The organism is Burkholderia sp. L-4 (assembly GCF_056856535.1).
Window position 1 is genome coordinate 1,349,673 of the sequence record NZ_JBXEOX010000002.1, and the last position, 23,636, is coordinate 1,373,308.

The 23,636-nt window shown below is 69.6% G+C and carries 21 protein-coding genes; 5 read left to right on the forward strand and 16 right to left on the reverse strand.

Annotated features, from left to right (window positions below):
• Positions 1 to 75: 75 nt before the first annotated feature.
• Complete coding sequence (locus tag AC1VVG_RS22980) at positions 76 to 2,286, reverse strand: collagen-like triple helix repeat-containing protein (RefSeq protein WP_482836363.1); 2,211 nt, start codon at positions 2,284 to 2,286, stop codon at positions 76 to 78.
• Between the two features lie 360 nt (positions 2,287 to 2,646).
• On the opposite strand from AC1VVG_RS22980, the gene AC1VVG_RS22985 reads away from it, so the two are divergent.
• Entirely contained in the window at positions 2,647 to 3,045 is a 399-nt protein-coding gene (locus AC1VVG_RS22985; protein WP_034188269.1) for a carboxymuconolactone decarboxylase family protein, read from the forward strand.
• Positions 3,046 to 3,095: 50 nt separating this feature from the next.
• Here AC1VVG_RS22985 and AC1VVG_RS22990 read toward each other — a convergent pair whose 3' ends face one another.
• Genes AC1VVG_RS22990 through AC1VVG_RS23000 form a run of 3 tightly spaced genes read right to left on the reverse strand, consistent with a single transcriptional unit; the run spans position 3,096 to position 6,575 of the window.
• The gene (locus AC1VVG_RS22990; RefSeq protein ID WP_124610212.1) at positions 3,096 to 4,094 is read right to left on the reverse strand and encodes an alpha/beta fold hydrolase; all 999 of its coding nucleotides are present in this window, start codon (positions 4,092 to 4,094) and stop codon (positions 3,096 to 3,098) included.
• Positions 4,095 to 4,101: 7 nt separating this feature from the next.
• Positions 4,102 to 5,676, reverse strand: a complete 1,575-nt coding sequence (locus AC1VVG_RS22995; protein WP_124671347.1) for a flavin-containing monooxygenase — start codon at positions 5,674 to 5,676, stop codon at positions 4,102 to 4,104.
• The gene (locus AC1VVG_RS23000) at positions 5,673 to 6,575 is read right to left on the reverse strand and encodes an SDR family NAD(P)-dependent oxidoreductase (RefSeq protein ID WP_482836365.1); all 903 of its coding nucleotides are present in this window, start codon (positions 6,573 to 6,575) and stop codon (positions 5,673 to 5,675) included. The genes AC1VVG_RS22995 and AC1VVG_RS23000 overlap by 4 nt, the downstream gene beginning before the upstream one ends.
• Positions 6,576 to 6,678: 103 nt before the next feature.
• Between AC1VVG_RS23000 and AC1VVG_RS23005 the strand changes: the two genes are divergently transcribed.
• Positions 6,679 to 7,320 carry a TetR/AcrR family transcriptional regulator gene (locus AC1VVG_RS23005; RefSeq protein ID WP_226103882.1) on the forward strand — a complete coding sequence of 214 codons (642 nt, stop codon included), beginning with the start codon at positions 6,679 to 6,681 and terminating at the stop codon, positions 7,318 to 7,320.
• Between the two features lie 216 nt (positions 7,321 to 7,536).
• Here AC1VVG_RS23005 and AC1VVG_RS23010 read toward each other — a convergent pair whose 3' ends face one another.
• The 12 genes from AC1VVG_RS23010 to AC1VVG_RS23065 all read right to left on the reverse strand — a co-directional run bounded on the left by AC1VVG_RS23010 (position 7,537) and on the right by AC1VVG_RS23065 (position 20,035).
• A complete protein-coding gene (locus AC1VVG_RS23010) occupies positions 7,537 to 8,439 on the reverse strand; it encodes a LysR substrate-binding domain-containing protein (RefSeq protein ID WP_124671348.1) in 903 nt (300 codons plus the stop codon).
• Between the two features lie 79 nt (positions 8,440 to 8,518).
• Positions 8,519 to 9,244, reverse strand: coding sequence for an amino acid ABC transporter ATP-binding protein (locus tag AC1VVG_RS23015; RefSeq protein ID WP_069245851.1), 726 nt, complete (start codon positions 9,242 to 9,244; stop codon positions 8,519 to 8,521).
• Between the two features lie 41 nt (positions 9,245 to 9,285).
• A complete protein-coding gene (locus AC1VVG_RS23020) occupies positions 9,286 to 9,942 on the reverse strand; it encodes an amino acid ABC transporter permease (protein WP_049035687.1) in 657 nt (218 codons plus the stop codon).
• Entirely contained in the window at positions 9,939 to 10,703 is a 765-nt protein-coding gene (locus AC1VVG_RS23025; RefSeq protein WP_124668991.1) for an amino acid ABC transporter permease, read from the reverse strand. Before AC1VVG_RS23025 ends, AC1VVG_RS23020 begins: the two co-directional genes overlap by 4 nt.
• A gap of 43 nt (positions 10,704 to 10,746) precedes the next feature.
• Positions 10,747 to 11,565, reverse strand: a complete 819-nt coding sequence (locus tag AC1VVG_RS23030; protein WP_049035690.1) for a transporter substrate-binding domain-containing protein — start codon at positions 11,563 to 11,565, stop codon at positions 10,747 to 10,749.
• Between the two features lie 41 nt (positions 11,566 to 11,606).
• Complete coding sequence (locus AC1VVG_RS23035; protein WP_034185571.1) at positions 11,607 to 12,680, reverse strand: ABC transporter ATP-binding protein; 1,074 nt, start codon at positions 12,678 to 12,680, stop codon at positions 11,607 to 11,609.
• Between the two features lie 40 nt (positions 12,681 to 12,720).
• Positions 12,721 to 13,563 carry an ABC transporter permease gene (locus AC1VVG_RS23040; protein ID WP_482836368.1) on the reverse strand — a complete coding sequence of 281 codons (843 nt, stop codon included), beginning with the start codon at positions 13,561 to 13,563 and terminating at the stop codon, positions 12,721 to 12,723.
• Positions 13,560 to 14,480, reverse strand: coding sequence for an ABC transporter permease (locus AC1VVG_RS23045; RefSeq protein ID WP_069704541.1), 921 nt, complete (start codon positions 14,478 to 14,480; stop codon positions 13,560 to 13,562). The genes AC1VVG_RS23040 and AC1VVG_RS23045 overlap by 4 nt, the downstream gene beginning before the upstream one ends.
• Positions 14,481 to 14,484: 4 nt before the next feature.
• Entirely contained in the window at positions 14,485 to 15,582 is a 1,098-nt protein-coding gene (locus tag AC1VVG_RS23050; protein WP_034185574.1) for an ABC transporter substrate-binding protein, read from the reverse strand.
• A gap of 150 nt (positions 15,583 to 15,732) precedes the next feature.
• Positions 15,733 to 17,205, reverse strand: a complete 1,473-nt coding sequence (locus AC1VVG_RS23055) for an aldehyde dehydrogenase family protein (protein ID WP_175028454.1) — start codon at positions 17,203 to 17,205, stop codon at positions 15,733 to 15,735.
• Positions 17,202 to 18,896: a 5-guanidino-2-oxopentanoate decarboxylase gene (locus AC1VVG_RS23060; RefSeq protein ID WP_482836371.1), complete on the reverse strand. Its 1,695-nt coding sequence runs from the start codon at positions 18,894 to 18,896 to the stop codon at positions 17,202 to 17,204. Before AC1VVG_RS23060 ends, AC1VVG_RS23055 begins: the two co-directional genes overlap by 4 nt.
• A gap of 203 nt (positions 18,897 to 19,099) precedes the next feature.
• Positions 19,100 to 20,035, reverse strand: a complete 936-nt coding sequence (locus AC1VVG_RS23065; protein WP_059558626.1) for a LysR family transcriptional regulator — start codon at positions 20,033 to 20,035, stop codon at positions 19,100 to 19,102.
• A 126-nt stretch (positions 20,036 to 20,161) separates the two neighbouring features.
• Here AC1VVG_RS23065 and AC1VVG_RS23070 point away from each other — a divergent pair, with 126 nt between their 5' ends.
• The 3 genes from AC1VVG_RS23070 (at position 20,162) to AC1VVG_RS23080 (ending at position 23,225) form a co-directional block, all read left to right on the forward strand.
• Positions 20,162 to 20,806 (forward strand): glutathione S-transferase family protein, encoded by a 645-nt coding sequence (locus tag AC1VVG_RS23070; protein WP_059558623.1) that lies wholly within the window; start codon positions 20,162 to 20,164, stop codon positions 20,804 to 20,806.
• A 35-nt stretch (positions 20,807 to 20,841) separates the two neighbouring features.
• Complete coding sequence (locus AC1VVG_RS23075) at positions 20,842 to 22,899, forward strand: pyridoxamine 5'-phosphate oxidase family protein (RefSeq protein WP_482836373.1); 2,058 nt, start codon at positions 20,842 to 20,844, stop codon at positions 22,897 to 22,899.
• 122 nt (positions 22,900 to 23,021) lie between these two features.
• Complete coding sequence (locus AC1VVG_RS23080; protein WP_034185578.1) at positions 23,022 to 23,225, forward strand: DUF2970 domain-containing protein; 204 nt, start codon at positions 23,022 to 23,024, stop codon at positions 23,223 to 23,225.
• The last annotated feature ends 411 nt before the right edge of the window (positions 23,226 to 23,636 follow it).

Here is a 23,636-nt window from a genome sequence, read left to right on the forward strand (position 1 = left end):
CGGCCGGGCTTGGTATCGATGCGCGCCCGGCCATTGGCCTGTGGTTCTGATGGGTGAAACGTCGACGCTTGCTTCTTACTTCTTGGTGCCGCCGCCCAGCAGACCGCCGAGCAGGTTGGTCACCGGCGACAGCAGGTTGCCGGCACCGCCCGCGGCGCCCCCGTTCGAGCTGCCGGTCAGGCCGCCGACCACGGAGCCGCTGCCGGCCGGCGTCGTCACCGTGCCGGCCGCGCCGCCGGGGCTGACCGTGCCGGTGGCGCCGGCCGCACCGGCCGGCGTCGTCAGCGCACCCGTCAGCGTGCCGACCGGGCCGCTCGACAGCAGGCCGCCGAGGGTGCCCGTCACGTTGCCGCCCGGCGTCGTGACCGTGCCCGTGAGGCTCGCGCCGAGCGGGGTCAGCGAATTGACGAGGTTCGTGACCGGCGCCAGCAGGCCGCCCAGGCCCGCGCCACCGGTGCCGCTGGTGCCGCCGGTCCCGCTCGTGCCGCCCGTGCCGCTCGAACCGATCCCGCCGAGGGCGCCGGTCAGCGAGCCGAGCAGGCCGGTGACGGGGCCGAGCGGGCCGCCGCTGCTCGTGCCGCTGGTGCCGCCCGAACCGCTCGAGCTGCCGCCGCCGAGCCCGCCCGTCAACGTGCCGAGCAGGCCCGTGATCGGGGCGAGCGGGTTGCTGCCGCCCGAGCCGCTGCTGGAGCTGCCCGCGTTGTTGTCGTGGACGAGGCCGCCGGTCGACGTCACCGTGTTGCCGAGCTGCGTGACGACGCCGCCGAGTGCCGCGCCGACCGGGTTGTCGGTTGCGCCGCCGACCTTCGAGCCCGCGAGCGCGAGGCCGTTGCCGAGCGTGCTCAGCAAGCCGTTGAGCGGCGTGCCGAGCAGCGTCACGCCGCCGAGCGTCTGCGTGGCGCCCGGCGTCGTGACGCCGCCGGTCAGCGTGTTCGTGATCGGGTTGATCACCTTGCCGAGCTGGGTCTCGAGCTGCTGGACCGGCGAGCTGTTCAGCGCCGTGTTGAGGCCCGATGCGGTCGAGTTGACGGCACCGCCGACGGTGTTGACGAGATCGCCGACGAGCGTCGTCACGGGCGACAGCGGCGACAGCGGGCCCGAGCCGAGGCTCTTCACCGCGTTGCCGAGGTTGTTGACCGCGCCGCCGGCGCCGGTCAGCAGGCCGGTGGTCGACGTCAGCGTCGGCCCGAGCGGATTCGCCGACACGCCGATCGAGCCGAGGCCGGCCGCGACGCCGTTGCCGAGCGCCTGCACGCCGTTGCCGAGGCTCGTGACCGCGTTGCCGACACTGGTGGCCGTCGTCGGGTTCGTGCCGGGGATCTGCACGCCGCCGATCTGACTGCCGCCGGTCGCGACCGTCGTGCCGAGCGCCGTCACGAGGTTGCCGGATTTCTGCAGGACATTGCCCAGCGGGGTGACGCCAGAGCCGGAGGTGCCGGAAGTACCCGAGGTGCCGGAAGTACCCGAGGTGCCGGAAGTACCCGAGGTGCCGGAGGTGCCCGAGGTACCGGAAGTACCCGAGGTACCGGAAGTACCCGAGGTGCCCGAAGTGCCCGAAGTGCCCGAAGTGCCCGAAGTGCCCGAAGTGCCCGAAGTGCCCGAAGTGCCCGAAGTGCCCGAGGTGCCCGAGGTGCCCGAGGTACCGGAAGTACCCGACGTGCCGGAGGTGCCCGAGGTGCCAGAGGTGCCAGAAGTGCCCGACGTACCGGAGGTGCCCGACGTACCGGAAGTACCCGAGGTACCGGAGGTGCCCGAGGTACCGGAAGTACCCGAGGTGCCGGAAGTGCCCGACGTACCGGAGGTGCCCGACGTGCCGGAAGTGCCCGACGTGCCGGAAGTACCCGAGGTACCGGAAGTGCCCGAGGTACCGGAAGTGCCCGAAGTACCGGAAGTGCCCGACGTACCGGAGGTGCCCGAGGTACCGGAAGTACCCGAGGTGCCGGAAGTGCCCGACGTACCGGAGGTGCCCGACGTGCCGGAAGTACCCGAGGTACCGGAAGTGCCCGAGGTACCGGAAGTGCCCGAGGTGCCGGAGGTGCCCGAGGTACCCGAAGTCCCCGACGACGTCCCGGAAGTCCCCGAGCTACCCGACGTGCCGGAACTACCGGAAGTCCCGGAACTACCGCCGCCCGACGTCTCCGACGTCCCCGAACTGCCGCTCGTCCCCGACGTGCTGGGCTTGATCGTCGGCGGGGTCGTCGGTCCGTCGACCGAACCGCAGCCGTACAGCGCGAGCAGCGAGGAGACGGCCATCGTTACCGTCGTCTTCTTGAAGAGTGTGTGCATGTTGGCCTCGACATTGGAAGTGTGTCCAAGCCTCCTCTGCAAATTCCGAGCCACGACAGCTTTCGCGAAACGGTGCCGCGCTTTGTTGCAGGAATCTGGAATATCTGCGCGATTTAAACGGAGTAACGGCGTTTTCGCGCATCGGCCACGCAAGGGGGGCCGCCGTGTCCGTCGTGATGTTCCCGTAAGCAGACGTAACGCGCGGTGGGATGTTACGTAGCGTTCGGCACCGCGTCACGCGGGCGGCGCCCGACCGAGGGCCCTGTCTTTGACGAAACGCGTCCGGCCCCCGAACATGACACGACACCCCGCGGCCGCCGGCGACGCCGAAGCGGCCGCGACTCCAACCAGGACACCGACATGAGCGAACAGGACAGGGAAGACGGCAAGGCGCGGCGGATCGACGTGATGGGCGAGGCGTTCGTCGAGCGCGCGATGCGCGATCTCGACGGGTTTTCGCGCCCGTTGCAGAACTGGCTGAACGAGCACGCGTGGGGCAGCACGTGGCAGCGGGGCGGGATCGACCTGAAGACGCGCAGCCTGTGCACGTGCGCGATGCTGGCGGCGCTCGGCCGCAGCACGGAACTGAAGGGGCATATTCGCGGCGCGCTCAACAACGGCGCGAGCCTTGTCGAAATCCGCGAGGTGTTGCTGCACAGCGCGCTGTACGCGGGCGCACCGGCCGCGGTCGAGGCGTTCCGGACCGCGCGCGAGGTGATATCGGATCTCGGGTTGCCGATCCCCGACGACGAGGCCTGATTCCGCGCCAGCGTCCGCCGCGCGGCACGGCATCAGGCCGGGCTTCGTCGTTACGCGATGCGCCGTGCCGCTTGCGCCGGCACCTCGGCCGGCACCTCGGCGGGCGCGGCGGCCACGTCGAGCAGCCAGTCGGCCGTTGCATCGGGAATCGTGACCGGCAGCATGTGTCCGCCGTCGACGACCTTCAGCCGCACGCGCGCCGATTTCTTCGCGAGCGCTTCGCCGTGCTCGCGCCAGTTCAGGATCGGATCGGCGCGGCCGTACAGCACGTCGACCGGCAGCGCGAGATCCGCGTAGCGTCGCTCCATCGCGGGCAGGTCGACCGGCGCCGACAGCAGGTCCGTCGCCGTCGCGTAGAACACGTGCGGGCGCATCCCGAGCAGGCCGCCGCCCTTGACCGGAAAGTCGCGCGGCACCGCTTCCGGCGCAAACACCTGGCGCACGGCCTTGCGGCCGGTCAGGATCGTCAGCGGGATCGCGAAAGTCCACGACACGAAGCGGCGTACGAGCGGCGACGGCAGCATCAGCGGCTTGAACGGCCCCGGCGGCTCGGTCTGCTCGTGCGACAGCGGCGCGATCAGCGCGAGCCGGCTCACGCGGTCCGCGTGGTTGAGGCCGACCGCGAGCGCGATCGCGCCGCCGAGCGAATGGCCGACCAGCACGGGCTTGTCGAGCCGCAGCGCGTCGATGAACGCGGCGACCGTGCGGGCCTGGGCGAACACGTTCGCCTGCGAGCCCGCGCCGCGCAGCGAGCGGCCGGCGCCCGGCCGGTCGAGGAGGATCACGCGATGCCGCTGCGCGAGCCGCGCAAGCGGCAGGTACGCGAAGTTGCGCAACTGCCCCGCGAGCCCGTGGACGAACACGATCGGCGGCCCGTTGCCGTATTCGACGTAATGGATGCGGTCGCCGCCGATGTCGACGAAGCGGCCTTCGGGCGGAAACGCGCGCGTCACGCGGCGGGCCACGTAAGCGGTGAACAGCGCGAGCGCGGCGAGTACCGCGACGACGCCGAGCAGCACGTTCTGGATCAGATGGAGCACAGGGGTCATGTCGGCCTCAACGGGGTTCGAGTGCGGGTTCGGCAACCGGCGCCGTGGCAGCCGTGCCGGCTTTCGCGCGGCGTTCGAAATGCATCGCCGAATCGGCGAGCGCGCTGAACTTCAGCGATGCGAGATCGCGCACGTAGTTCTGGTGGAATTTCCACGGCTTGTGATGGCCCTGCTTTGGCAGGATGCCGGCCGCGCGCTGGATGTAGCCCGAGCTCAGGTTGACGGCCGGCACGTCGCCGAGTTCGCCGGCGCCGAGCCGCGGCACGCACGTGTCGTAGTCGTTCGCGCGCATGTGGTTGAGCAGCCGGCACACGTAGCGCGCGATCAGCTCGGCCTTCAGCGTCCACGACGCGTTCGTGTAGCCGAACGACGACGCGAGGTTCGGCACGTCGCTGTACATCATCCCCTTGTACGACACGGTTTCCGGCAGGTCGACCGCGCGGCCGTCGACCGTGACGCGCGCGCCGCCGAGCATCTTCACCTTCAGCCCGGTGGCCGTGACGATCACGTCCGCGTCGAGCTGCTGGCCGCTCTTGAGCTTGAGGCCGGTCGGCGTGAAGCGCTCGATCTCGTCGGTGACGATCGACGCGCGGCCCGCGCGGATCGCCTTGAACAGGTCGCCGTTCGGCACGAGGCACACACGTTGGTCCCATGGCATGTAGCGCGGCGTCAGGTGCTTCGCGACGTCGAAGTCGGGGCCGAGCTGCTTGCCGGCCGCGCGGATGATGAACTTCTTCGTCTGCTCGGGCTTGCGGCGCGATACGTTGTACAGGTAAATCGTCAGCAGCACGTTCTTCACGCGCACGAGCCGGTGGGCGAGCCGCGACGGCAGCACGCGGCGCAGTGCGTTCGCGATCTTGTCGCGGGCGGGCAGCGACACGATGTAGGTCGGCGAGCGCTGCAGCATCGTCACGTGCTGCGCATCGGCCGCCATCGACGGCACGAGCGTGACGGCCGTCGCGCCGCTGCCGATCACGACCACGCGCCGGTTCGCGTATGACAGGTCCTTCGGCCAGTGCTGCGGATGCACGAGCTTGCCCTCGAACGTGTCCATGCCGGCCCAGTCGGGCAGGTAGCCGGCGTCGTAGTCGTAGTAGCCGCTGCACATGAAGAGGAAGCGGCAGGTATACACGAGCGTGTCGGTCGCGCCGTCCTGCGTGCGCTCGATGCGTACCGTCCAGCGCGCGCGGTTCGAATCCCAGTCGGCCGCGACGACCTTCTGGCCGTAGCGGATCGTCTTGTCGATGCCGTGGGCCCGCGCGGTGTCGCGGATGTAGTCGAGGATCGTCTGGCCGTCCGAGATCGCCTTGTCGCTGTGCCACGGGCGGAAGCTGTAGCCGAGCGTGAACATGTCGGAATCCGAACGGACGCCCGGATAGCGGAACAGGTCCCAGGTGCCGCCGATCGCGTCGCGCGCTTCGACGATGGCCACGCTCGCGTACGGGCAGCGCTGCTTCAGGTGATACGCGGCGCCGATGCCGGACAGGCCGGCGCCGACGATCAGCACGTCGAGGTCGTTGCCGTCGCGGCGGGCGCCGGGGGCGGACGGCGCGTCGCGCCGGTCGGTCGTCGTCGAGGTCATGCGGGGTCCTTGGTCGGCGTGGTCGGGAGCGCGGCCGGAGCGTGGGCGCGTTCGAGGTTGCGTGCGCGGGCGCGGCGCACATGGCGCAGCATCAGCCACTGGTAACCGGCACCGAGCAGGCGCGCGATCCGGTCGAGCCGGCGCGCGTCGGCGCCGACGAGCACGCGGCGCGCATTGCGTTCGACGCCCGCGAGGATCTGCCGCGCGGCATCGTCGGCCGTCGTTGCGTTGATCAGCCGGTACGCCTGGCGGCGATGGGTTGCTTCGTCCTGGCCCGTCAGTGCGTGGATGCTGGTATCGACGCGGCCCGCGTCGACGATGCCGGTCGCGACGCCGCCCGGATGCACGCAGGTCGCGCTCACCGGCGCGCCGTCGAGTTCGAGCTCCATCCGCAGCGCCTCGGTGAAGCCGCGCACCGCGAACTTGGTGGCGTTGTACGCGCTTTGCGTCGGCATCGCGACGAGCCCGAACAGGCTCGACGTGTTGACGACGTGCCCGTCGCCCGACGCGCGCAGGTGCGGCAGGAACGCCTGCGTGCCGTGCACGACGCCCCAGAAGTTGATGCCGACGATCCATTCGAGATCGGCGAGTCGCGCCGTCTCGGCGCTGGCGGCCAGCGATACGCCCGCGTTGTTGAAGACCAGGTTGACCTTGCCGTGCTCGGCGCGCACGCAATCGGCCCATGCGAACACCGCGTCGCGGTCGGCGACGTCGAGCCGCCGCGTGCTCACGCGCACGCCGTGCCGCGCGCAGGCGGCCGCCGTGCCGGCGAGCCCGGTTTCGTTGACGTCGGCGAGCGCGACCTCGCAGCCGCGCCGCGCGAGCTCGACCGCGAGGCTGCGGCCCATGCCCGAACCGGCGCCCGTGATCGCGGCAACCTTCCCGGAAAACCCCTTCATCCGTCGTTCCTCCCGTTCCGCTTGCGCTGCGTCGGCGGCGCGTCTATTGTGGTGTTGGTCGTCACCACTTTAGTTTTCGGGTGTCCTGATGTCAAATAGCGGAATGGAGAAAGCACTCGAAACGGAAAAACGGGGCCGGTCGTATGGCGGCGTGGCGCCCGAGGTACGGGCCGCCGAGCGGCGCGGCGCGTTGATCGGCGCGGCGACGCGCGTGTTCGGCACGGTCGGGTTCCGCAAGGCGACCGTGCGGTCGATCTGCCAGGAAGCGAAGCTGAACGACCGCTATTTCTACGCGGCGTTCGACAGTACCGAGGATCTGCTGCGCTGCACCTACCTGCACCACGCGCAGCAACTGCACGATGCGGTCGCGCAGGCGGTGGCCGCGCGCGGCGGCGAGCTGCGCGAGCGCGTCGACGCGGGGCTCGCCGCGTTCTTCGCGTTCCTGCGCGACCCGTGCGCGGCGCGCGTGCTGCTGCTCGAGGTGATGGGCGTGAGCGCGGATACCGACATGACCTACCAGCGCATGCTGATCGACTTCGGCAAGCTGATCATGGCGATCGGCGCGCCGGGCGAGGCCGGGACGCCCGCGGAGCGCACCGAGCAGCGGCTGATCGGGCTCGCGCTGGTGGGGGCGATGACGAACGTGGGCGCGGCGTGGCTGCTCACCGGGTATCGCGATCCGGAGGCGCAGATGATCTCGAGCTGCCGCAAGGTGCTGCTGGGGACGTTGCGGGAGATCGGCTGACCGGATGGCGCCGCGCCGGCCGTGTTCGGTCCTCGCCAATGGCAGGCTGAACATGAAAACAAGGTGGTAACCGCACGGCACGCGGAGTGAAGTGTCGTCTGTTTGCGTGATTGGGCCGTCTTTTCGATAAATGAACATTGGCCGTGCGGACACGAATCGACGGCGTGGTTCCCCATGAAATCGCGGCGCGCGCAGGCCTGCGCGCGGCCGGCCGGCTCACGCCGGCTGGTTGAATGCCGAGGTCTGGCGCTCGCGTTCGCCCGCGATCCAGTCGCCGAACAGCTGGATCTTGTACTGCTGTTCGGCCCCGCCCGGATACACGAAGTAGTAGCCCATCCCGGTCGGCAGCGACACGTCGAACGGAGTCACGAGCCGGTGCGCCGCGACGCTTTCGTCGACGAGCGTCCGGTCGCCCATCGCGACGCCGTAACCGTCGAGCGCCGCATGTGTCGCGAGGTCGAGCGTCTCGAAGCTCAGTCCGCGCGTCGAGTCGACGTGCGGTGCGCCCGCATGGTCGAGCCAGTGTTTCCAGTCCCGGTGATCGCGCGTCGGATGCAGCAGCGTATGGTGGGTCAGGTCGTCGACGCTCGCGAGCGGTTGCCGCTCCAGCAGGTCCGGCGCGCATACGGGCGTGAGCCGCTCTTCGAACAGCGGAATCGCATGCATGTCGGGGCCGGCGCCGGGAGCGTAGATCACCGCGGCATCGAACGGTTCCATGCGGAAATCGACGTGATGACCCCAGGTCGTCGTGATCTGCACCTGGAGCTCGGGGTGCTCGGACTGAAACCGCATGATCCGCGGCAGCATCCACTGCATCACGCAGGTCGGCACCTTCAGCGCGAGCTCGGTGCGTCGGCGCGACAGGCGCATCGACACCTCTTCGATGCGCGCAAAGCTTTCACGCACCGTCGGCAACAGCAATTCGCCTTCCGCCGTCAGCGTCAGGCCCTTCGGCGTGCGCTTGAACAGCGGGAACTGGTAGAACGCCTCCAGCGCGAGGATTTGCCGGCTCACCGCCCCCTGCGTCAGGCACAGCTGCTCGGCGGCGCGCGTGAAGCTGCCGTGTCGGGCGACGATGTCGAATATCTGCAGCGCGTTGAAGGAGGGAAGTCGTCTCATCGGAAAGGCGGATGTGGAGCGGGCGACCGGAAGGGCAGGGGGGCGGCGCGTCGTCCGGCACGACGCACCGCGGCATCGTTCAGTGCAGGATCTTCGCGAGGAAGTCCTTCGCGCGTTCCGATTTCGGATTCGAGAAGAAATCGTCCTTGCGGTCGTCCTCGACGATCGCGCCCTTGTCCATGAAGATCACGCGATGCGCGACCTTCTTCGCGAAGCCCATCTCGTGCGTGACGACCATCATCGTCATCCCTTCCTGCGCGAGTTCGACCATCACGTCGAGCACTTCGTTGATCATCTCGGGATCGAGCGCGGACGTCGGTTCGTCGAACAGCATCGCGATCGGGTCCATCGACAGCGCGCGCGCGATCGCGACACGCTGCTGCTGGCCGCCCGACAGCTGCCCCGGGAACTTGTGTGCATGCGCCTTCAGGCCGACGCGCTCGAGCAGCTTCATGCCCTTCTCGGTCGCTTCGTCCTTGCCGCGGCCGAGCACCTTGACCTGCGCGAGCGTCAGGTTCTCGGTGATCGACAGATGCGGGAACAGCTCGAAATGCTGGAACACCATCCCGACCTTCGAGCGCAGCTTCGACAGGTTCGTCTTCCTGTCGCCGACCGACTGGCCGTTCACGAGGATCTCGCCCTGCTGAAACGGCTCGAGGCCGTTGACGGTCTTGATCAGCGTCGACTTGCCCGAGCCCGACGGGCCGCACACGACGACCACTTCGCCTTTCTTGACCTCGGTCGTGCAGTCGGTGAGAACCTGAAACTGGCCGTACCACTTCGAAACGTTGCTGATGGAAATCATGGGGAATACCTGCATCGTAATCAGGCGCGAGCGGCGCCGGTTCAGCGTACCTTCGCGGCGCGGTAGCCGCGCTCGAGCGCGCGGGCGTACCACGTGAGCGGGAAGCACATCGCGAAGTAGAGCAGCGCGACCATCGCGTAGATCGGGAACGGCTTGAACACCGCGTTGGTGATGATGTTGCCGGTCTTCGTGAGTTCGGTCAGCCCGATGATCGACGTCAGCGCGGTGCTCTTCACCGCCTGCACGAGAAAACCGACGGTCGGCGGCAGGGCGATTTTCCATGCCTGCGGCCACACCGCGTAACGCAGTTGTTGCGTCCACGTCATGCCGAGGCTGGCCGCCGCATTCCACTGACCGCGCGGCACGGCGTCCACGCAGCCGCGCCAGATGTCGGCCAGACAGGCGCTCGCGTTCAACGTCAGTACGACCGACGCGGCGACCCATGGTGTCACGTCGATGCCGACCAGCGGCAGTCCGAAGAAACCGAGGAACAGCTGCATCAGCAATGGCGTGCCCTGAAACAGCGCGATGTACAGGATCACGAAGCGGCGCAGCGCCGGCACGGGCGAGATGCGCATCGCGAGCAGCACGAACCCGGCGACGCTGCCGCCGACGAACGTGATCAGCGACAGCAGCACGGTCCAACGTGCGGCAAGCAGCAGGTTCCACGCAATATCCTGGAAGGTGAATTCGATCATCGTACCCGCTCCGTCGGGAGGCCGGTTTCAGGGGAGCGCAGGCGCCACCTGAAGCGGGCGCCGCACGATCGGCGCGGTGCGGCGGCCGCACCGTGCGGTGCACGGCCCGCAAACAGCCGGCGGGCGACGCGATTGAGCAGCATGCGCAGCGCGATCGACAGCAGCAGATAGATCGCGGTCACGACGATGTAGATCTCGAACGCACGGAAATTGCGCGACTGGATGAAGTTCGCCGCGTAGGTCAGGTCAGGCACGGAGATCTGCGACACGACGGCCGAGCCGAGCATCACGATCAGCACTTGCCCGAGCAGCGCGGGGTACACGTTCGCGAGTGCCTGCGGCAATACGATCTGGCCGAACACCTGCCGGCCATGCAGCCCGAGCGCGCGTGCCGCTTGCGTCTGCCCGTGCGGCACCGATTCGATGCCGGCGCGCAGGATTTCGACCGCATACGCGCCCAGGTTGACCGTCATCGCCAGCACGGCCGCCTGCGCTTCGTCGATGTGCACGCCGATCCCGGGCAGCCCGAAGAAGATGAAGAACAGCTGGACCAGGAACGGCGTATTGCGGATCAGTTCGACGTAGGCCGCGACGAGCGCCCGCGCCCAGCGCGGGCCGGCGAGCGCGGCCCACGCGCCGGCGGTGCCGATCAGGCCGCCGAGCACGGTGGAGGCCGCGGTGAGGCCGAGCGTCACGCCGATCCCGCGCGCGAGCATCCCGGCGTAGAGGTCGAAATCGCTGAAGTCGAACACGTAGGTCATCACGATACCTTTCGTCGCGCATGCGGGGCGGGCGCGGCGCGCATCACAGGTCGGCCGGCAGTGCCGCGTGCAGCCACTTCTGCGACAGCGTGTTCAGCGTCCCGTTCTTCTTCGCGCCGGCGATCGCGTCATTGACCTTCTGCATCAGACGCGGCTCGTTCTTGTTCAGGCCGACGTGATCGGGCGAGCTGAACAGCGAGAACTTCTGCTCCGGATCGATCGACGGGTGGCGCGCGATGATCGTCGCGCCGACGTCGTTGCCGACCACGAGCAGCTGCGCCTGTCCCGACAGGAACGCCGCGATCGCGCCGTTCGGATCGTCGAAGCGCTTGATCGTCGCGTTCGGCGGGGCGACCTTGCTCACGCTCAGGTCCTCGAGCGTGCCGCGCGCGACCGCGACGGACTTGCCGGCGAGATCCGCGGTGCCCTTCACCGCGAGCGATTTCGGGCCGAATACCGCGAGATAGTACGGGGCATACGCATTCGAGAAATCGATCACCTTCGCGCGCTCCGGCGTCTGGCCGACCGACAGCAGCATGTCGGTCTTGCGGTCGGCGAGGTACGCCATCCGGTTGTCGCCGGTGACCTGCACGAGCTCGACTTTCGCATTGAGCGCCTTGCCGATCAGCGTCGCCATGTCGATGTCGTAACCCTGCGGCTTCATGTCGGGGCCGATCGAACCGAACGGCGGGTAATCCTCGAACACGCCGATGCGCACGACGCCCGATTTCGCGATCGTGTCGAGCGCGTCGGCATGAGCGAGCGGCGCGATGGCCGCGAGACCCGCCGTGCAGGCGCAGAAGAGGGCGGTGCGGGCGAACAGGCGTCGCACGAGACGGTGGGCTTGGGTCGATGCGTTCATGGTGAAGTCCTTGTTGCTGCGCTGGAGGGAGGGAAAGGGCATCAGGCGCCGCGTGCGGCGATCAGTTTGCAGGCATGCGCGGGCAGTTCGGCGGCGACCGGCATGCCGACGTGCAGGTCGGGCGTCTCGCGTGGCGTCGTCGCGGCCGTCAGCGTGAAGCCGCGGCAATCGATCGTCGCCTCGATCGATGCACCGACGTCGCGCACGAACGTGACCGTGCCGGCGAGCGTGTTCGGTGCGGACGGCGATACCGCGATCGGGCGCACGCACACGTCCTCGGGGCGAATCAGCAGGCGCACGGCGTCGTCCGCGCGCGGCGTGTCGGGCGCGCGCCGGATCGCGAGCCGCTGCCCGCCGGGCAGCACGATCGCGTCGTCGCCATCGCACGCGACCGGCAGGATGTTGCCGAGGCCGATGAAATCCGCGACGAATTCGTTGACCGGATCGCGATAGATGTCGAGCGGCCGGCCGACCTGCTGGATGCGGCCTTTCTCCATCACGACGATCTCGTCGGCCATCGTCATCGCTTCGCGCTGGTCATGCGTGACCATGATTGTCGTGATGCCGAGCCGTTGCTGGAGCAGCCGGATCTCGACCTGCATCGCCTCGCGCAGCTTTGCGTCGAGTGCCGACAACGGCTCGTCGAGAAGCAGCAGGCGCGGCGAAGAGGCAATCGCGCGCGCGATCGCGACCCGCTGGCGCTGCCCGCCCGACAGTTGCGTGACGAGCCGGTCGGCCAGGTGCGGAAGCTGGATCAGCTCCAGCAGCTCCGCGACGCGCCGCGCCTGCGCGGCCTTGGCGGTCTTGCGCAGCCGCAGCGGATACGCGATGTTCTGCGCGACCGTCATGTGCGGGAACAGCGCGAGCGACTGGAACACCATGCCGAAATCGCGCCGGTTGGCGCTCACGTGCGTGAGGTCGCGGCCGGCGAACGTGATCGTGCCCGACGTCGGTGTCTCGAGGCCGGCGATGATCCGCATCAGCGTGGTCTTGCCGCAGCCCGACGGGCCGAGAAAGCAGACGAGCTTGCCGTCCGGCACGGACAGATCGACGTGATCGACGGCATACGCGTGATGGAAGCGCTTCGTCACGTTCTGGAGGGTGAGCTGGGTCATGGGGATTCCTTGGATGGGCGAAGGCGGAGCCGTACGCGCGTCAGAGCGCGACGCCCTTGTCGCCGACGAGTTTTTCGAGCATCCAGATCAGCGCGAAATCGATCGCGACGGTGAACACCGCGAAACAGAACACGGTCGGGTCGAGCGACGACACGGTGCGGCTGTAGAGCCAGACCGGCAGCGTCATCGTGTCGACGCTGTACAGGAAGAACGTCACGGTGAATTCGTTGAACGACACGATGAACGCGAACAGCATGCCGGCGAGGACGCCCGGGCGCATCAGCGGCAGCACGACATCGACGAACGCGCGGCGCGGGCTCGCGCCCATCAGGCACGCGGCTTCCTCGAATTCCGGGCCGATCGACGCGACCGACGCGACGCAGTTCTTCACGGTGAAAGGCAGTGTCAGGATCACGTGCGCGACGACGAGCCGCACGAACCCGAGCTCGACCGGCAGCGCGTTGAACACGAGCAGCAGCGCGAGGCCGAGCATGACGAGCGGATAGACGACCGGCAGTGCGACGAGCTGTTCGACCAGCGTCTTGCCGCGGAAGCGGTAGCGCGACAGCGCATAGGCGGACGGCACCGACACCGCGGTTGCGACCAGCATCGTCGCGATCGCGACGACGAGGCTCGTCGTCAGCGCGGCGCCCATCGATTGGGCGCTGCCCGCGTCGCCGGCCACGAAGGTCTGCCAGGCGGCGCGGTACCAGTGCAGGCTGAAATCGCGCGGCGGGAATTCGAGCGTGCCGGACGAGCCGAACGACATCGTGATCATCGTCAGGATCGGCATCGCGGCGGCGAACAGCACGAGCGTCGCGAGCGCGCCGGTCGAGCGGCTCAGGCGGCCCGGCAGCGGCGCGCGCGGCGAAAGGGCATTCATCGGGTCACCTCGTCATGTTGCACGGCGCGCACGAGGCGCTGGGACACGGCCATCACGACCAGCGTCGCACCCATCAGCACGACACCCGACGCCGAAGCGGCCGGCCAGTTCAGCAGCGGCGCGACCTGGTCGTGCACGAGCACCGCGAGCATCGGCACGCGCCGGCCGCCGAGCAGGAGCGGCACCGCGAATGCGCTTGCGTTGTACGCGAACACGAGCAGCGCCCCCGACACGAGCCCCGGCATCGCGAGCGGCAACGTCACGTGCCGCAGCGTTTGCCAGCGCGTCGCACCGAGCGTCGCGGCCGCTTCGTCGTACGAGCGGGACACGGCGCGCAGCGCGCTCGACAGCGGCAGCACGGCGAGCGGGAATGCCGTCTGGATCAGCCCGAGCAGCACGCCGTGTTCGCGGTACAGGAGCTGCAGCGGCCGTTCGACGATGCCGGCCGCCAGCAGCGAGCGGTTGAGCAAGCCTGCCGGGCCGAGCATCACGAGCCAGCCGTAGCCCTGCAGCAGCAGGTTGACGAGCAGCGGCAGCAGTACGCCGGCGAGCATGAGTCGCCGCGCGAGCCGCGATTCGGCGCGCGCCATCGCCAGCGCGACGGGGATCGCGAGCAGCATCGCGCACACCATGCTCTCGAACGCGAGGCGCAGCGTGAGCCACAGCGAATGCATGAAGTACGGATCGGCGAGATCGGCGTAGTTCTGCAGCGTGAATGTGCGCCATTCGTCGCCCGGCGTACCGACGCTCATCCGCAGCACGGTGAGCGTCGCGGCCGCGAGCACCGCGAGGAACGCGAGGACCGGCGCGAGCAGCAGCCACGGCGGCACGCCGGGCCGCGCGGCGGCGGCCTGAGCGCCGCCGGCCTGGCCGGCGGCGACCGGCTCCGCGTGACGGGAGGAGGGCAGCGAGGCCATGTCGTCAGGCCGCGAAGAGGCTGGTATAGCGTTTGATCCACGCCGGCTGGACGGCCGCGAGGGCCTTGTCGTCGTGCAGGATGGCCTTCTCCGCGATCTGCTGCGGCGACGGCACGAACGGGCGGCTTTCCGCCGGGATCACGGCCTTCGCGTTCACCGGCCCGTTCAGCACGTCCGCCGCCATCCGGCCCTGCACGCCCGCGTCGAGCGTGTGGTTGATGAACGCATGGATCAGATCGAGGTCGCCGGGGTGCGCTTTCGGAATCACCGTGAACATCAGTTGCGTCGCGAAGCCCTCCTTCATCCCGTACGTCACGCCCATCTTGTAGTCGGGTTTGCGGATCTGGTCGGGGAAGAACGCGGGCGAATAGATGCCGCCGATGTCGAGCGAGCCGGTGCGGAACAGGTCGGCGATCTGGTTCGGGTTCTCGCCGAGCGTCATCACGCGATCCTTGAGCGCCGCGAGCTTGCGGAAGCCGGGCTCGATGTTCTGCTGCGAACCGCCGGCCAGCTTCGCGGCGACGATCGCGAGATCGACCGCCTCGGCCCATTCCGGCGGCGGCAGGAACAGGCGGCCCGCATATTTCGGATCCCACAGCGCTTCGTAGCTCGCGGGTGCGGTCTTGATGGTCGACGTGTTGTAGATCAGTCCGTCCGACCACAGCAGGTAGCCGATGCCGAACCCGTTCGCGCCCGTGCGGTACTGCGGCGCGACGTCCTTCAGGTTGGGCAGCCGGTTCAGGTCCGGCTTCGCGAGCAGGCCCGCGTCGGCGAGGCCCGCCGCGCCCACGCCGGCCAGCGTGATCACGTCGTAGGTCGGCCGCTCGCCGGCGGCCTTGACCTTGGCGACCATGCCCGACGTGCCGTCCGCACGGTCGGCGATCACGCGCGCGCCGGTCTGCTTGCTGAAGGTTTCCGCGATGTTGCGCAGCGCGGCCGCGCCGGTATCGTCAGACCACGTGAGCAGCCGAAGTGTCTTTCCCGCGAAACTGCTCGACTGCGCTTTCGCAGTACTGATGAATGGCATCGGAAGGGCGGATGCGGCGAGTGCCGTGCCGAGGGTTTTGATCACCTGCCTTCTGCCCGCCTTGAAGTGTTGCATGGCCGTCTCCTGATGAACGATGCCGGGTGGTTCGATGCCGGTCGCCGAACGGCGGCGCGGGGTGTGGATGAACTGTAGGGAGGTCAAATTTCCGCAACAAACGAAATATCCGCATGCGCGGCATGAGATAAACGCATGAGCCGGGCGGCCTCAGCGGGCCGGCATCATGACCTGCTTGATCTCCTGGAACGCAGCCAGCCCGAACGGACCGAGCTCGCGCCCGACGCTGCTGCGCTTGTAGCCGCCCCATGAGGTTTGCGGATAGATCAGCTGCGGTGTGTTGATCCACACGACGCCTGCCTCGAGTGCGTCGGCGACCCGCTTGCCGCGTGCCGTGTCGCGCGTGACGATGGTCGCGACGAGCCCGTATTCGGTATCGTTGGCGGCCGCGATCGCGTCGTCCTCGGTATCGAATGTGCGGACGCACAGCACCGGCCCGAAGATTTCGTCGCGCCACAGCGCGCTGTCGGTCGGCACGTCGGCGAACAGCGCGGGCCGGACGAAGTAACCGGGGCCGGCGGGCACGTCGCCGCCCGCCACCAGCCGCGCGCCGTCGGCGCGGCCTTGCGCGAGGTAGTGCTTCACGCGTTCGTATTGCGCACGGTTCGTCAGCGGGCCCATCTGCACGCCCTCGGCGAACGGCGGGCCGACGACGGTCGCGTCGATCCGCCGCGCGAGACGCGCGATCAGGTCTTCGGCGAGCGGCGCGGCGACGAGCACGCGCGAGGTCGCCGAACACATCTGCCCGGCGTTGAACAGGCCGCCGCCGGCGATCAGCTCGACCGCCTGGTCGGGATCGGCGTCGTCGAACACGACGATCGACGACTTGCCGCCCAGTTCGAGGCCGATGCCCTTGATCGTGTCCGCGGCGGCTTTCATGACCTGCGCACCGACCCCCGTGCTGCCGGTAAACGACACCTTCGCGACGAGCGGATGCGCGCACAGTGGGGCGCCGACGTCGTGACCGGTGCCCGTCACGACGTTCAGCACGCCGGGCGGCAGGCCCGCCGCGGCGGCGATCGCGGCGAGTTCGAGTTCGGGCAGCGGCGTGATCTCGGACGGCTTCAGCACGACGGTGCAGCCGGCTGCGAGCGCGGGCGCGAGCTTCCACGCCGTCGTCACCATCGGGAAATTCCACGGCACGATCAGCGCGGCGACGCCGGCCGGTTCGCGCCGGATCCACGCGCGGTGGTGATCGTCGGGTAGCGCGACCTCGGTTTCGCCGTCCGTGTCGAGCCGTTCGGCGAGGCCGGCGTAGTAGTCGAACGTGGCGATCACGTCGGCGACGTCGATCTCCGCTTCCGCGAACGGCTTGCCGTTGTTGAGCGACTGCAGTGTCGCGAGCCGCGCGCGGTGCGCGTCGACGCCGCGTGCGATCGCGCGGAGCAGGGCCGCGCGCGCGGTGCCCGTCGTGCGTTTCCAGCGGGGAAACGCGCGGGCCGCGGCCCGGACGGCGCGCTCGACGTCCGCGTCGTCGCCGGCATCGACCCGCGCGAGGACCGCTTCGGTCGACGGATCGACGACGGGCAGCGTGGCGCCGCCGACGCCGGGTCCCCACACGCCATCGATGAGGAGCCCGGTATGCAGCGGCGGATCGAAACGAAACGCGGCGGCCGGACTCATGGCTGCACCTGGCCGAACCACGCCGCTTCGTCGATCTCGATCACAGTCGGAATCGCGCGCGCGGCGGCGTCGCGCAACGCGGCGGCCAGTGCGGCGGGCGTCGCGACCGCGTGAGCCGCGCAGCCGAAGGCGCGCGCGAGCGCCACGAAATCGGGCGCGTACGGATCGACGCCGACCGGCGTGATGTCGCGCGCGATCATGTATTTGCGGATCTCGCCGTAACCGCGGTTGTTCCAGACGATCACGATCACCGGCAGGCGGGCCTCGACCGCGCTCGCGAGCTCCGGCAAAGTGAACTGCAGGCCGCCATCGCCGATCAGGCAGACGACCGGGCGCGCCGGCGCGGCGAGCTTCGCGCCGATCGCGGCGGGCAGCCCGTAGCCGAGCGTGCCGTAGCCGGTCGACGAGTTGAACCAGCTGCGCGGCGCGGGCGCGTCGTGGGTGAAATTGCCGACGTAGACGGGGCTCGTCGAATCGCCGGCGACGATCACGCCCGGCAGCGTCGTGACGACCGTGTCGATCAGTCGCGCCTGCGCGCGCACGTGGCCGTCGTGGCCGGACGCGATCTCGGCACGCACGGCGGCCACGCGTGAGGCACCCCAGCCGGCTTCCGGTGTCGGCGCGGGTTTTTCGTGCAGACGGGTCGACAGCGTGCCGAGCGCGAGCCGCGCATCGCCGGCGATGGCGATCTCCGCGCGGGCATTGCGCATCAGCTGCTGCGCATCGATGTCGATGCGAATCAGCCGTCCGTCGATCGCGAAGCGACCGTCGAACGTGACGTCGTAATCCGTTTCGCCGAGCTCGGTGCCGACGGCGAGCACCACGTCGGCATCGCGGATCGCCGCGCGGGTGGCCGGCAGCGACTGGGTGGAGCCGATCAGCAGCGGATGGCCGGCCGGCAGCAGGCCCTTCGCGTTGATCGTCAGCGCGACGGGCGCGTGCAGGCGTTCGGCGAGTTCGCGCAATTCGGCTGCCGCCTGCACGGCACCGCCGCCCGCCAGGATCAGCGGCCGGCGTGCGTGGGCGAGCAGGTCCGCGGCCGCCGCGAGCGCACCGGCATCAGGCGCGGGGCGCGCGGGCAGCGCGGGCGGGGTGGCGGGCAGCGCGGGCGCCGGCATCACGATCACGTCGAGCGGAATCTCGATATGCACGGGCCGTGGCCGCGCGCTTTCGAAGACGGCGAATGCGCGCGCGAGGACCTGCGGCAGGTCGGCCGCGTCCAGCAGCGTGTGCGAGAACGCGGTGAGCCCCGCGAAGACGTTGCGCTGCGACGGCAGCTCGTGCAGACGGCCGTCGCCGCTGCCGAGCTCGCGCCGCGCGTTGACGCTCGAGATCACCAGCATCGGGATCGAATCCGCGTAGGCCTGTGCCATCGCGGTCGCGATATTGGTCATGCCGGGCCCGGTGATGATGAAGCAGACGCCCGGCCGGCCGGTGACGCGTGCATAACCGTCGGCCATGAAACCGGCGCCCTGTTCGTGGCGCGGCGTCACATGGCGGATCGACGACTCGGCGAGCCCGCGATAGAGCTCGACGGTATGCACGCCGGGAATGCCGAACACGCATTCGACGTCGTAACGTTCGAGCAGGCCGACGAGTGCTTCGCCGCAAGTGCGGGGGCGGGCAAGGGACGGTGCCGGCGGGGCCGTGCGGGCCGCAGCGATGCAAGGAAGAGGGACTGGGCGGTTCATGGATCGTGACGTGCCGATTGGGAGGGTGAATGGCCCGTACCGCAAACGAGGGGGCATGAAGCGGATTGTCGGCGTCGATCCGGGGCGCCAACAATCGATTAGTTTTCATGCCGCGCATGAGCGCCGTGCATGGCGGCGCCTGATCGCGGGGACGTCGTGATTCGTCGGATGAATGGCGTGCGCGGGCACGCAACCGGCGCGCGCTAGCGTTCGCGTTTCGTCTTGCGTGCCGGCCGTGTGTCGCCAATCCTCTCCTTCATCGCATCGATGAACGCCCGCACCTTCGGCGTGGGCAGCCGCGTCGACGGATACACCGCATGAATTCCGGCCGGTGCCGAGCGCCACGCGGGCAGCAGCCGCACGAGCCGGCCGGCCGCGACGTCGTCCGCGGTCGAGAAATCCGTCAGCAACCCGAAGCCGCCGCCCGCGAGCACGATCGCGCGGCATGCGGTCGCGGTGTTCGATACGACCGGTGCGGCACAGCGGACGGCCGCGCTGCCGCCGCTCGCGTTGTCGAGTTCGAGCGTGTGCGGGCGCGGCAGCGTCGACAGCATCACGAACGGCAGCGCGGCGAGCGCATCCGGATCGCGCGGCAGCCCGTGCCGGGCGACGAACGCCGGGCTCGCCACCAGCCATTTCTCGTACGTGCCGAGCTGCACCGCGCGATAGTTCGAATCGGCGAGGCGGCCGATGCGGATCGCGACGTCGAGATTGTCCGCGACGAGATCGACGACGCGGTCGTTCGCCACCAGTTCGACGTCGAGCCCCGGATGCCGGTCGCGCAACGCGACGACGGCCGGAGCGACGACCAAAGCGCCGTAGTCGATCGGCACGCTCACGCGCAGCGTGCCGCGCAGCGGCCCGGCGTCGGACGATACCGCGTCGAGCGCGGTTTCGGTCGCGCGCACGATGTCGCGGCACGCGTCGTAGAACACGCGCCCCGCATCCGTCACGCTCAGCCGCCGCGTCGTGCGCACCAGCAGGTTCGTGCCGACCTCGGATTCGAGGCGCTGCATGTGCGTGCTGACGACCGTCTTCGCGAGGCCGAGCCGCTCGGCCGCGGCCGTCAGCGAGCCGGCCTCGACCACCGCGACGAAGATCGCCAGCCGGTTCAGGTTCACGTCGCGCAAGTCGGCCATCGTCGATTGTCCTATGAAAGAGGATAATGTTTCCGCGATTATCCGTCTTCTGGCGACGAACGGCGAGCGCTACGCTGGAGCCGTTCGTCGCCGATTCCCGGCGGCGCGAGAATCCGGAGTGTTTCCATGTCTGCCGCCCGCAAGCCTGCCTCGCCGATCCGCGTCTATTCGTTCCTGTTGTCCGGCCACGCGCACCGTGTCCGGTTGTTCCTGTCGCTGCTCGGGTTGCCGTCCAAAACCATCGACGTCGATCTCGCGGCCGGCGCGCAGCGCGAACCGGCTTTTCTCGCGTTGAATCCGCTCGGGCAGGTACCGGTGATCGACGACGGCGGCACCGTGATCGCCGATTCGAACGCGATCCTCGTCTACCTCGCGAAGCGCTACGGCGACGCGCACTGGCTGCCCGACGATCCGGTCGGCGCGGCCGTCGTGCAGCGCTGGCTGTCGTATGCGGCCGGCCCGATCGCGTCGGGCCCGGCTGCCGCGCGGCTCGTGACCGTGTTCGGCGCGCAGCTCGATCCGGAGGCCGCCAAGCGTACGGCCGCGAAGGTGCTCGACGTGATCGATCGCGAGCTGGCCGGCAAGCCGTTCGCGGCCGGCGCGCAGCCGACGATCGCGGACATCGCCGCTTATACGTACATCGCGCACGCACCGGAAGGCGGCGTGTCGCTCGAACCGTATCCGCACGTGCGCGCATGGCTGGCGCGTATCGAGGCGCTGCCGGGCTTCGTCGCGATGCCGACGACGCGCGCGGGCCTGCTCGCCGCGTAACCTCCCCTTCAACCAGGCCTCGTCAGGAGCATGCGATGAACGCGCCGACCGCCGTCGTACCGGGTTGGGAACTCGACACCGCGCCGTTTCACGCGGGCGAGCTTGCCGTGCAGCAGCGCGCAGGCGTGACGGACGCGGCGGGTGCGGCCGGCCGGCGCGGCATCCGGCGCTTCATGCCGGACCAGCACCGCGCGTTCTTCGCGCAACTGCCGTTCTTCGTGCTCGGCGGCGTCGATGCGCACGGCCAGCCGTGGGCGACGCTGCGCGCCGGTGCGCCGGGTTTCGTCACGTCGCCGGACCCGCGCACGCTGCGCATCGCGGCGCGCGCGCTGCCGGGCGATCCGCTGGCCGGTACCTGGCAACCGGGCGCGGCGCTCGGCGGGCTCGGGATCGAATTCGATACGCGGCGGCGCAATCGCGTGAACGGCGTCGTGCGCGCGGTCGACGGCGATGCGCTGACGATCGCCGTCGAGCAGAGCTTCGGCAACTGCGCGAAGTACATCCAGGGCCGCAAGCCCACGTTCATCGCACGCGAAGCCGATGCGGCCGTCGCGCCCGACGTGTCGGACGCATTGAGCGACGCCGACCGCGCGCTGCTCGCGCAGGCCGATACGTTCTTCGTCGCGAGCGCGAACACGTCGGCGGAGGCGGGCGCCGCGCGCGGCGCGGACGTGTCGCATCGCGGCGGGATGCCGGGCTTTGTGCGCGTCGACGATGCGAACACGCTGACGACGCCCGATTTCAGCGGCAACCGCTTCTTCAACACGCTCGGCAACCTGCAGCACGATCCGCGCGCGGGGCTGCTGTTCATCGATTTCGACAGCGGCGACTTGCTGGTTGTCGCCGCGCGCGCGGAGATCGTGTGGGACGGGCCGCTCGTCGCGTCGTTCGACGGCGCGCAGCGTGTCGTGCGGTTCCATGTGCGGGAAGTGCGGCGCCTGCGTGCGGTGCTGCCGTTCCGGTGGTCGGCGGTCGAGCGCGCGCCGCAGTTCGCGACGACGGCGGCGGCTTCGGCGGGCGCCGCGCAGGCGGTCCCGGTGCCGTCCGCCGTGCCTGCATCGGCACCCGCATGGCGGCCGTTGCGCATCGCGAAGATCGTCGACGAAGCGCGCGCGATCCGGTCGTTTCATTTCGAACCGGCGGACGGCGGCGTGCTGCCGGCCTACGAAGCCGGGCAGCACCTGACGCTGCGCGTCGCGCTGCCGGGCGGCGATGCGCCGGCGATTCGCAGCTACACGCTGTCGGATGCGCCGGGCGGCGCGCATTACCGGATCACCGTGAAGCGCGAAGGGCGCGTATCGGCGTGGCTGCACGATCATGCGCTGGCCGGCATGACGTTCGACGCGCAGATGCCGCGCGGCCGCTTCACGTTCGATCTCGCGAGCCCGCGCCCGGCCGTGCTCGTGTCGGCCGGCATCGGCATCACGCCGATGGTCGCGATGCTGCGCCGCGCACTGGCCGACGACACGCCGTCGCGCCGCGTGGTGTTCGTGCATGGCGCACGCGATGCGGCCGACCGGCCGTTCGCGGCGCAACTCGCGGCCATCGCGGCCGCCGACGCGCGCCTGTCGCTGCACTGGTTCGACAGTCATCCTGACGAACGCTCGGCCGCGCGGGCCGGCCGCATCGACGTCGCGCAGCTGAAGCGGATCCTGTCGTTCGACGACTACGACTTCTACCTGTGCGGGCCCGCGGCGTTCATGCGCGACCTGTACGACGGGCTGCGCGCACTGAACGTGCCGGACGAACGCATCCGCTTCGAGGCGTTCGGGCCGTCGAGCGTCTCGCGTCGTGTGGCGCGCGAGACGCTCGCGCGAGCGGTGCCGGGCGTGCCGGTCGTGTTCCGGCGCACGGCGCGTGAAACCGCGTGGACACCTGCCGACGGCACGCTGCTCGAATTCGCCGAGGGGGAGGGCGTGGCCGTGCCGTCCGAATGCCGTTCCGGCTCGTGCGGCACCTGCGCGACGCGCGTGCTGTCCGGCGCGGTCGACTACGCGCAAGCGCCCGACGCGCCGGTCGAACCGGGCTGCGCGCTGCTGTGCGTCGCGCGGCCCGCGCCAGGCGCCGCGGAGCCGCTCGTGCTCGACCGCTGACGCGCCCTGCGACACGCCGCCGCAGACGGCCTGCTGCGCGAAAAGCGCGCGCAACTGCTTCTTTTTTCGGATGCCGGTCGGATCGACGATAGCGTCAACCGATTCGATGAAAGGAGCCCATCATGAAACTGCTCGGCATGGTCCGCCTGGTCCTGTGGAGTTTCTTCGGCGTGCGCAACAGCAAGTCGCACGCGACCGATCTCGCGAACGCCAACTTCACGTTGCTGCCGTTCGTGGCGATCCTGCTTGCGCTGCTGGTCGGCGCGGTGATCTACGGCGTCGTGCATCTCGTCGTCGATCCGACCGTGACGATGCAGGGGTTCTGAGCGGTGTCGAACCGGTAGCGGGCCGTGATTCCCGCGCCGGTTTTCGTCCGTTCGACCGGCGCGTGACCGCACCGGTCGTCGAGGTCGCCGCGCACGATGCGCGGCGCGATCGCGCCGCCGCCGCCGGCGCGCCCTCCGCAGCCTATTTCCCCCATCCCGCCGTTCCCGCCTCCCGTTCCGCCCGATTTCACGGCCATCGGTCCCGCCCGGGGTAAAATGCGCGCCACGCCGCGATGTCGCGCGCGACGGGCAGGCCGCCGTTCCGACGAACGGCCGGCGCAAGCGCCCGCCGCCCGCACCGGGGCGTTCGAAGCGTCCCCCGCATGACACGACCGCGCGATGCCGCCGGCCGCCCGCCCGCGCCCGACGAATCCGTCGGCGGCTGCGTCGGTGCCCGGCGCGTCACCTGAA

Excerpts from the sequence above, each read along its gene's own strand:
- AC1VVG_RS22980 (WP_482836363.1), bottom strand. The coding sequence starts at position 2,286 with ATGCACACACTCTTCAAGAAGACGACGGTAACGATGGCCGTCTCCTCG.
- AC1VVG_RS22985 (WP_034188269.1), top strand. The coding sequence starts at position 2,647 with ATGAGCGAACAGGACAGGGAAGACGGCAAGGCGCGGCGGATCGACGTG.
- AC1VVG_RS22990 (WP_124610212.1), bottom strand. The coding sequence starts at position 4,094 with ATGACCCCTGTGCTCCATCTGATCCAGAACGTGCTGCTCGGCGTCGTC.
- AC1VVG_RS22995 (WP_124671347.1), bottom strand. The coding sequence starts at position 5,676 with ATGACCTCGACGACGACCGACCGGCGCGACGCGCCGTCCGCCCCCGGC.
- AC1VVG_RS23000 (WP_482836365.1), bottom strand. The coding sequence starts at position 6,575 with ATGAAGGGGTTTTCCGGGAAGGTTGCCGCGATCACGGGCGCCGGTTCG.
- AC1VVG_RS23005 (WP_226103882.1), top strand. The coding sequence starts at position 6,679 with ATGGAGAAAGCACTCGAAACGGAAAAACGGGGCCGGTCGTATGGCGGC.
- AC1VVG_RS23010 (WP_124671348.1), bottom strand. The coding sequence starts at position 8,439 with ATGAGACGACTTCCCTCCTTCAACGCGCTGCAGATATTCGACATCGTC.
- AC1VVG_RS23015 (WP_069245851.1), bottom strand. The coding sequence starts at position 9,244 with ATGATTTCCATCAGCAACGTTTCGAAGTGGTACGGCCAGTTTCAGGTT.
- AC1VVG_RS23020 (WP_049035687.1), bottom strand. The coding sequence starts at position 9,942 with ATGATCGAATTCACCTTCCAGGATATTGCGTGGAACCTGCTGCTTGCC.
- AC1VVG_RS23025 (WP_124668991.1), bottom strand. The coding sequence starts at position 10,703 with ATGACCTACGTGTTCGACTTCAGCGATTTCGACCTCTACGCCGGGATG.
- AC1VVG_RS23030 (WP_049035690.1), bottom strand. The coding sequence starts at position 11,565 with ATGAACGCATCGACCCAAGCCCACCGTCTCGTGCGACGCCTGTTCGCC.
- AC1VVG_RS23035 (WP_034185571.1), bottom strand. The coding sequence starts at position 12,680 with ATGACCCAGCTCACCCTCCAGAACGTGACGAAGCGCTTCCATCACGCG.
- AC1VVG_RS23040 (WP_482836368.1), bottom strand. The coding sequence starts at position 13,563 with ATGAATGCCCTTTCGCCGCGCGCGCCGCTGCCGGGCCGCCTGAGCCGC.
- AC1VVG_RS23045 (WP_069704541.1), bottom strand. The coding sequence starts at position 14,480 with ATGGCCTCGCTGCCCTCCTCCCGTCACGCGGAGCCGGTCGCCGCCGGC.
- AC1VVG_RS23050 (WP_034185574.1), bottom strand. The coding sequence starts at position 15,582 with ATGCAACACTTCAAGGCGGGCAGAAGGCAGGTGATCAAAACCCTCGGC.
- AC1VVG_RS23055 (WP_175028454.1), bottom strand. The coding sequence starts at position 17,205 with ATGAGTCCGGCCGCCGCGTTTCGTTTCGATCCGCCGCTGCATACCGGG.
- AC1VVG_RS23060 (WP_482836371.1), bottom strand. The coding sequence starts at position 18,896 with ATGAACCGCCCAGTCCCTCTTCCTTGCATCGCTGCGGCCCGCACGGCC.
- AC1VVG_RS23065 (WP_059558626.1), bottom strand. The coding sequence starts at position 20,035 with ATGGCCGACTTGCGCGACGTGAACCTGAACCGGCTGGCGATCTTCGTC.
- AC1VVG_RS23070 (WP_059558623.1), top strand. The coding sequence starts at position 20,162 with ATGTCTGCCGCCCGCAAGCCTGCCTCGCCGATCCGCGTCTATTCGTTC.
- AC1VVG_RS23075 (WP_482836373.1), top strand. The coding sequence starts at position 20,842 with ATGAACGCGCCGACCGCCGTCGTACCGGGTTGGGAACTCGACACCGCG.
- AC1VVG_RS23080 (WP_034185578.1), top strand. The coding sequence starts at position 23,022 with ATGAAACTGCTCGGCATGGTCCGCCTGGTCCTGTGGAGTTTCTTCGGC.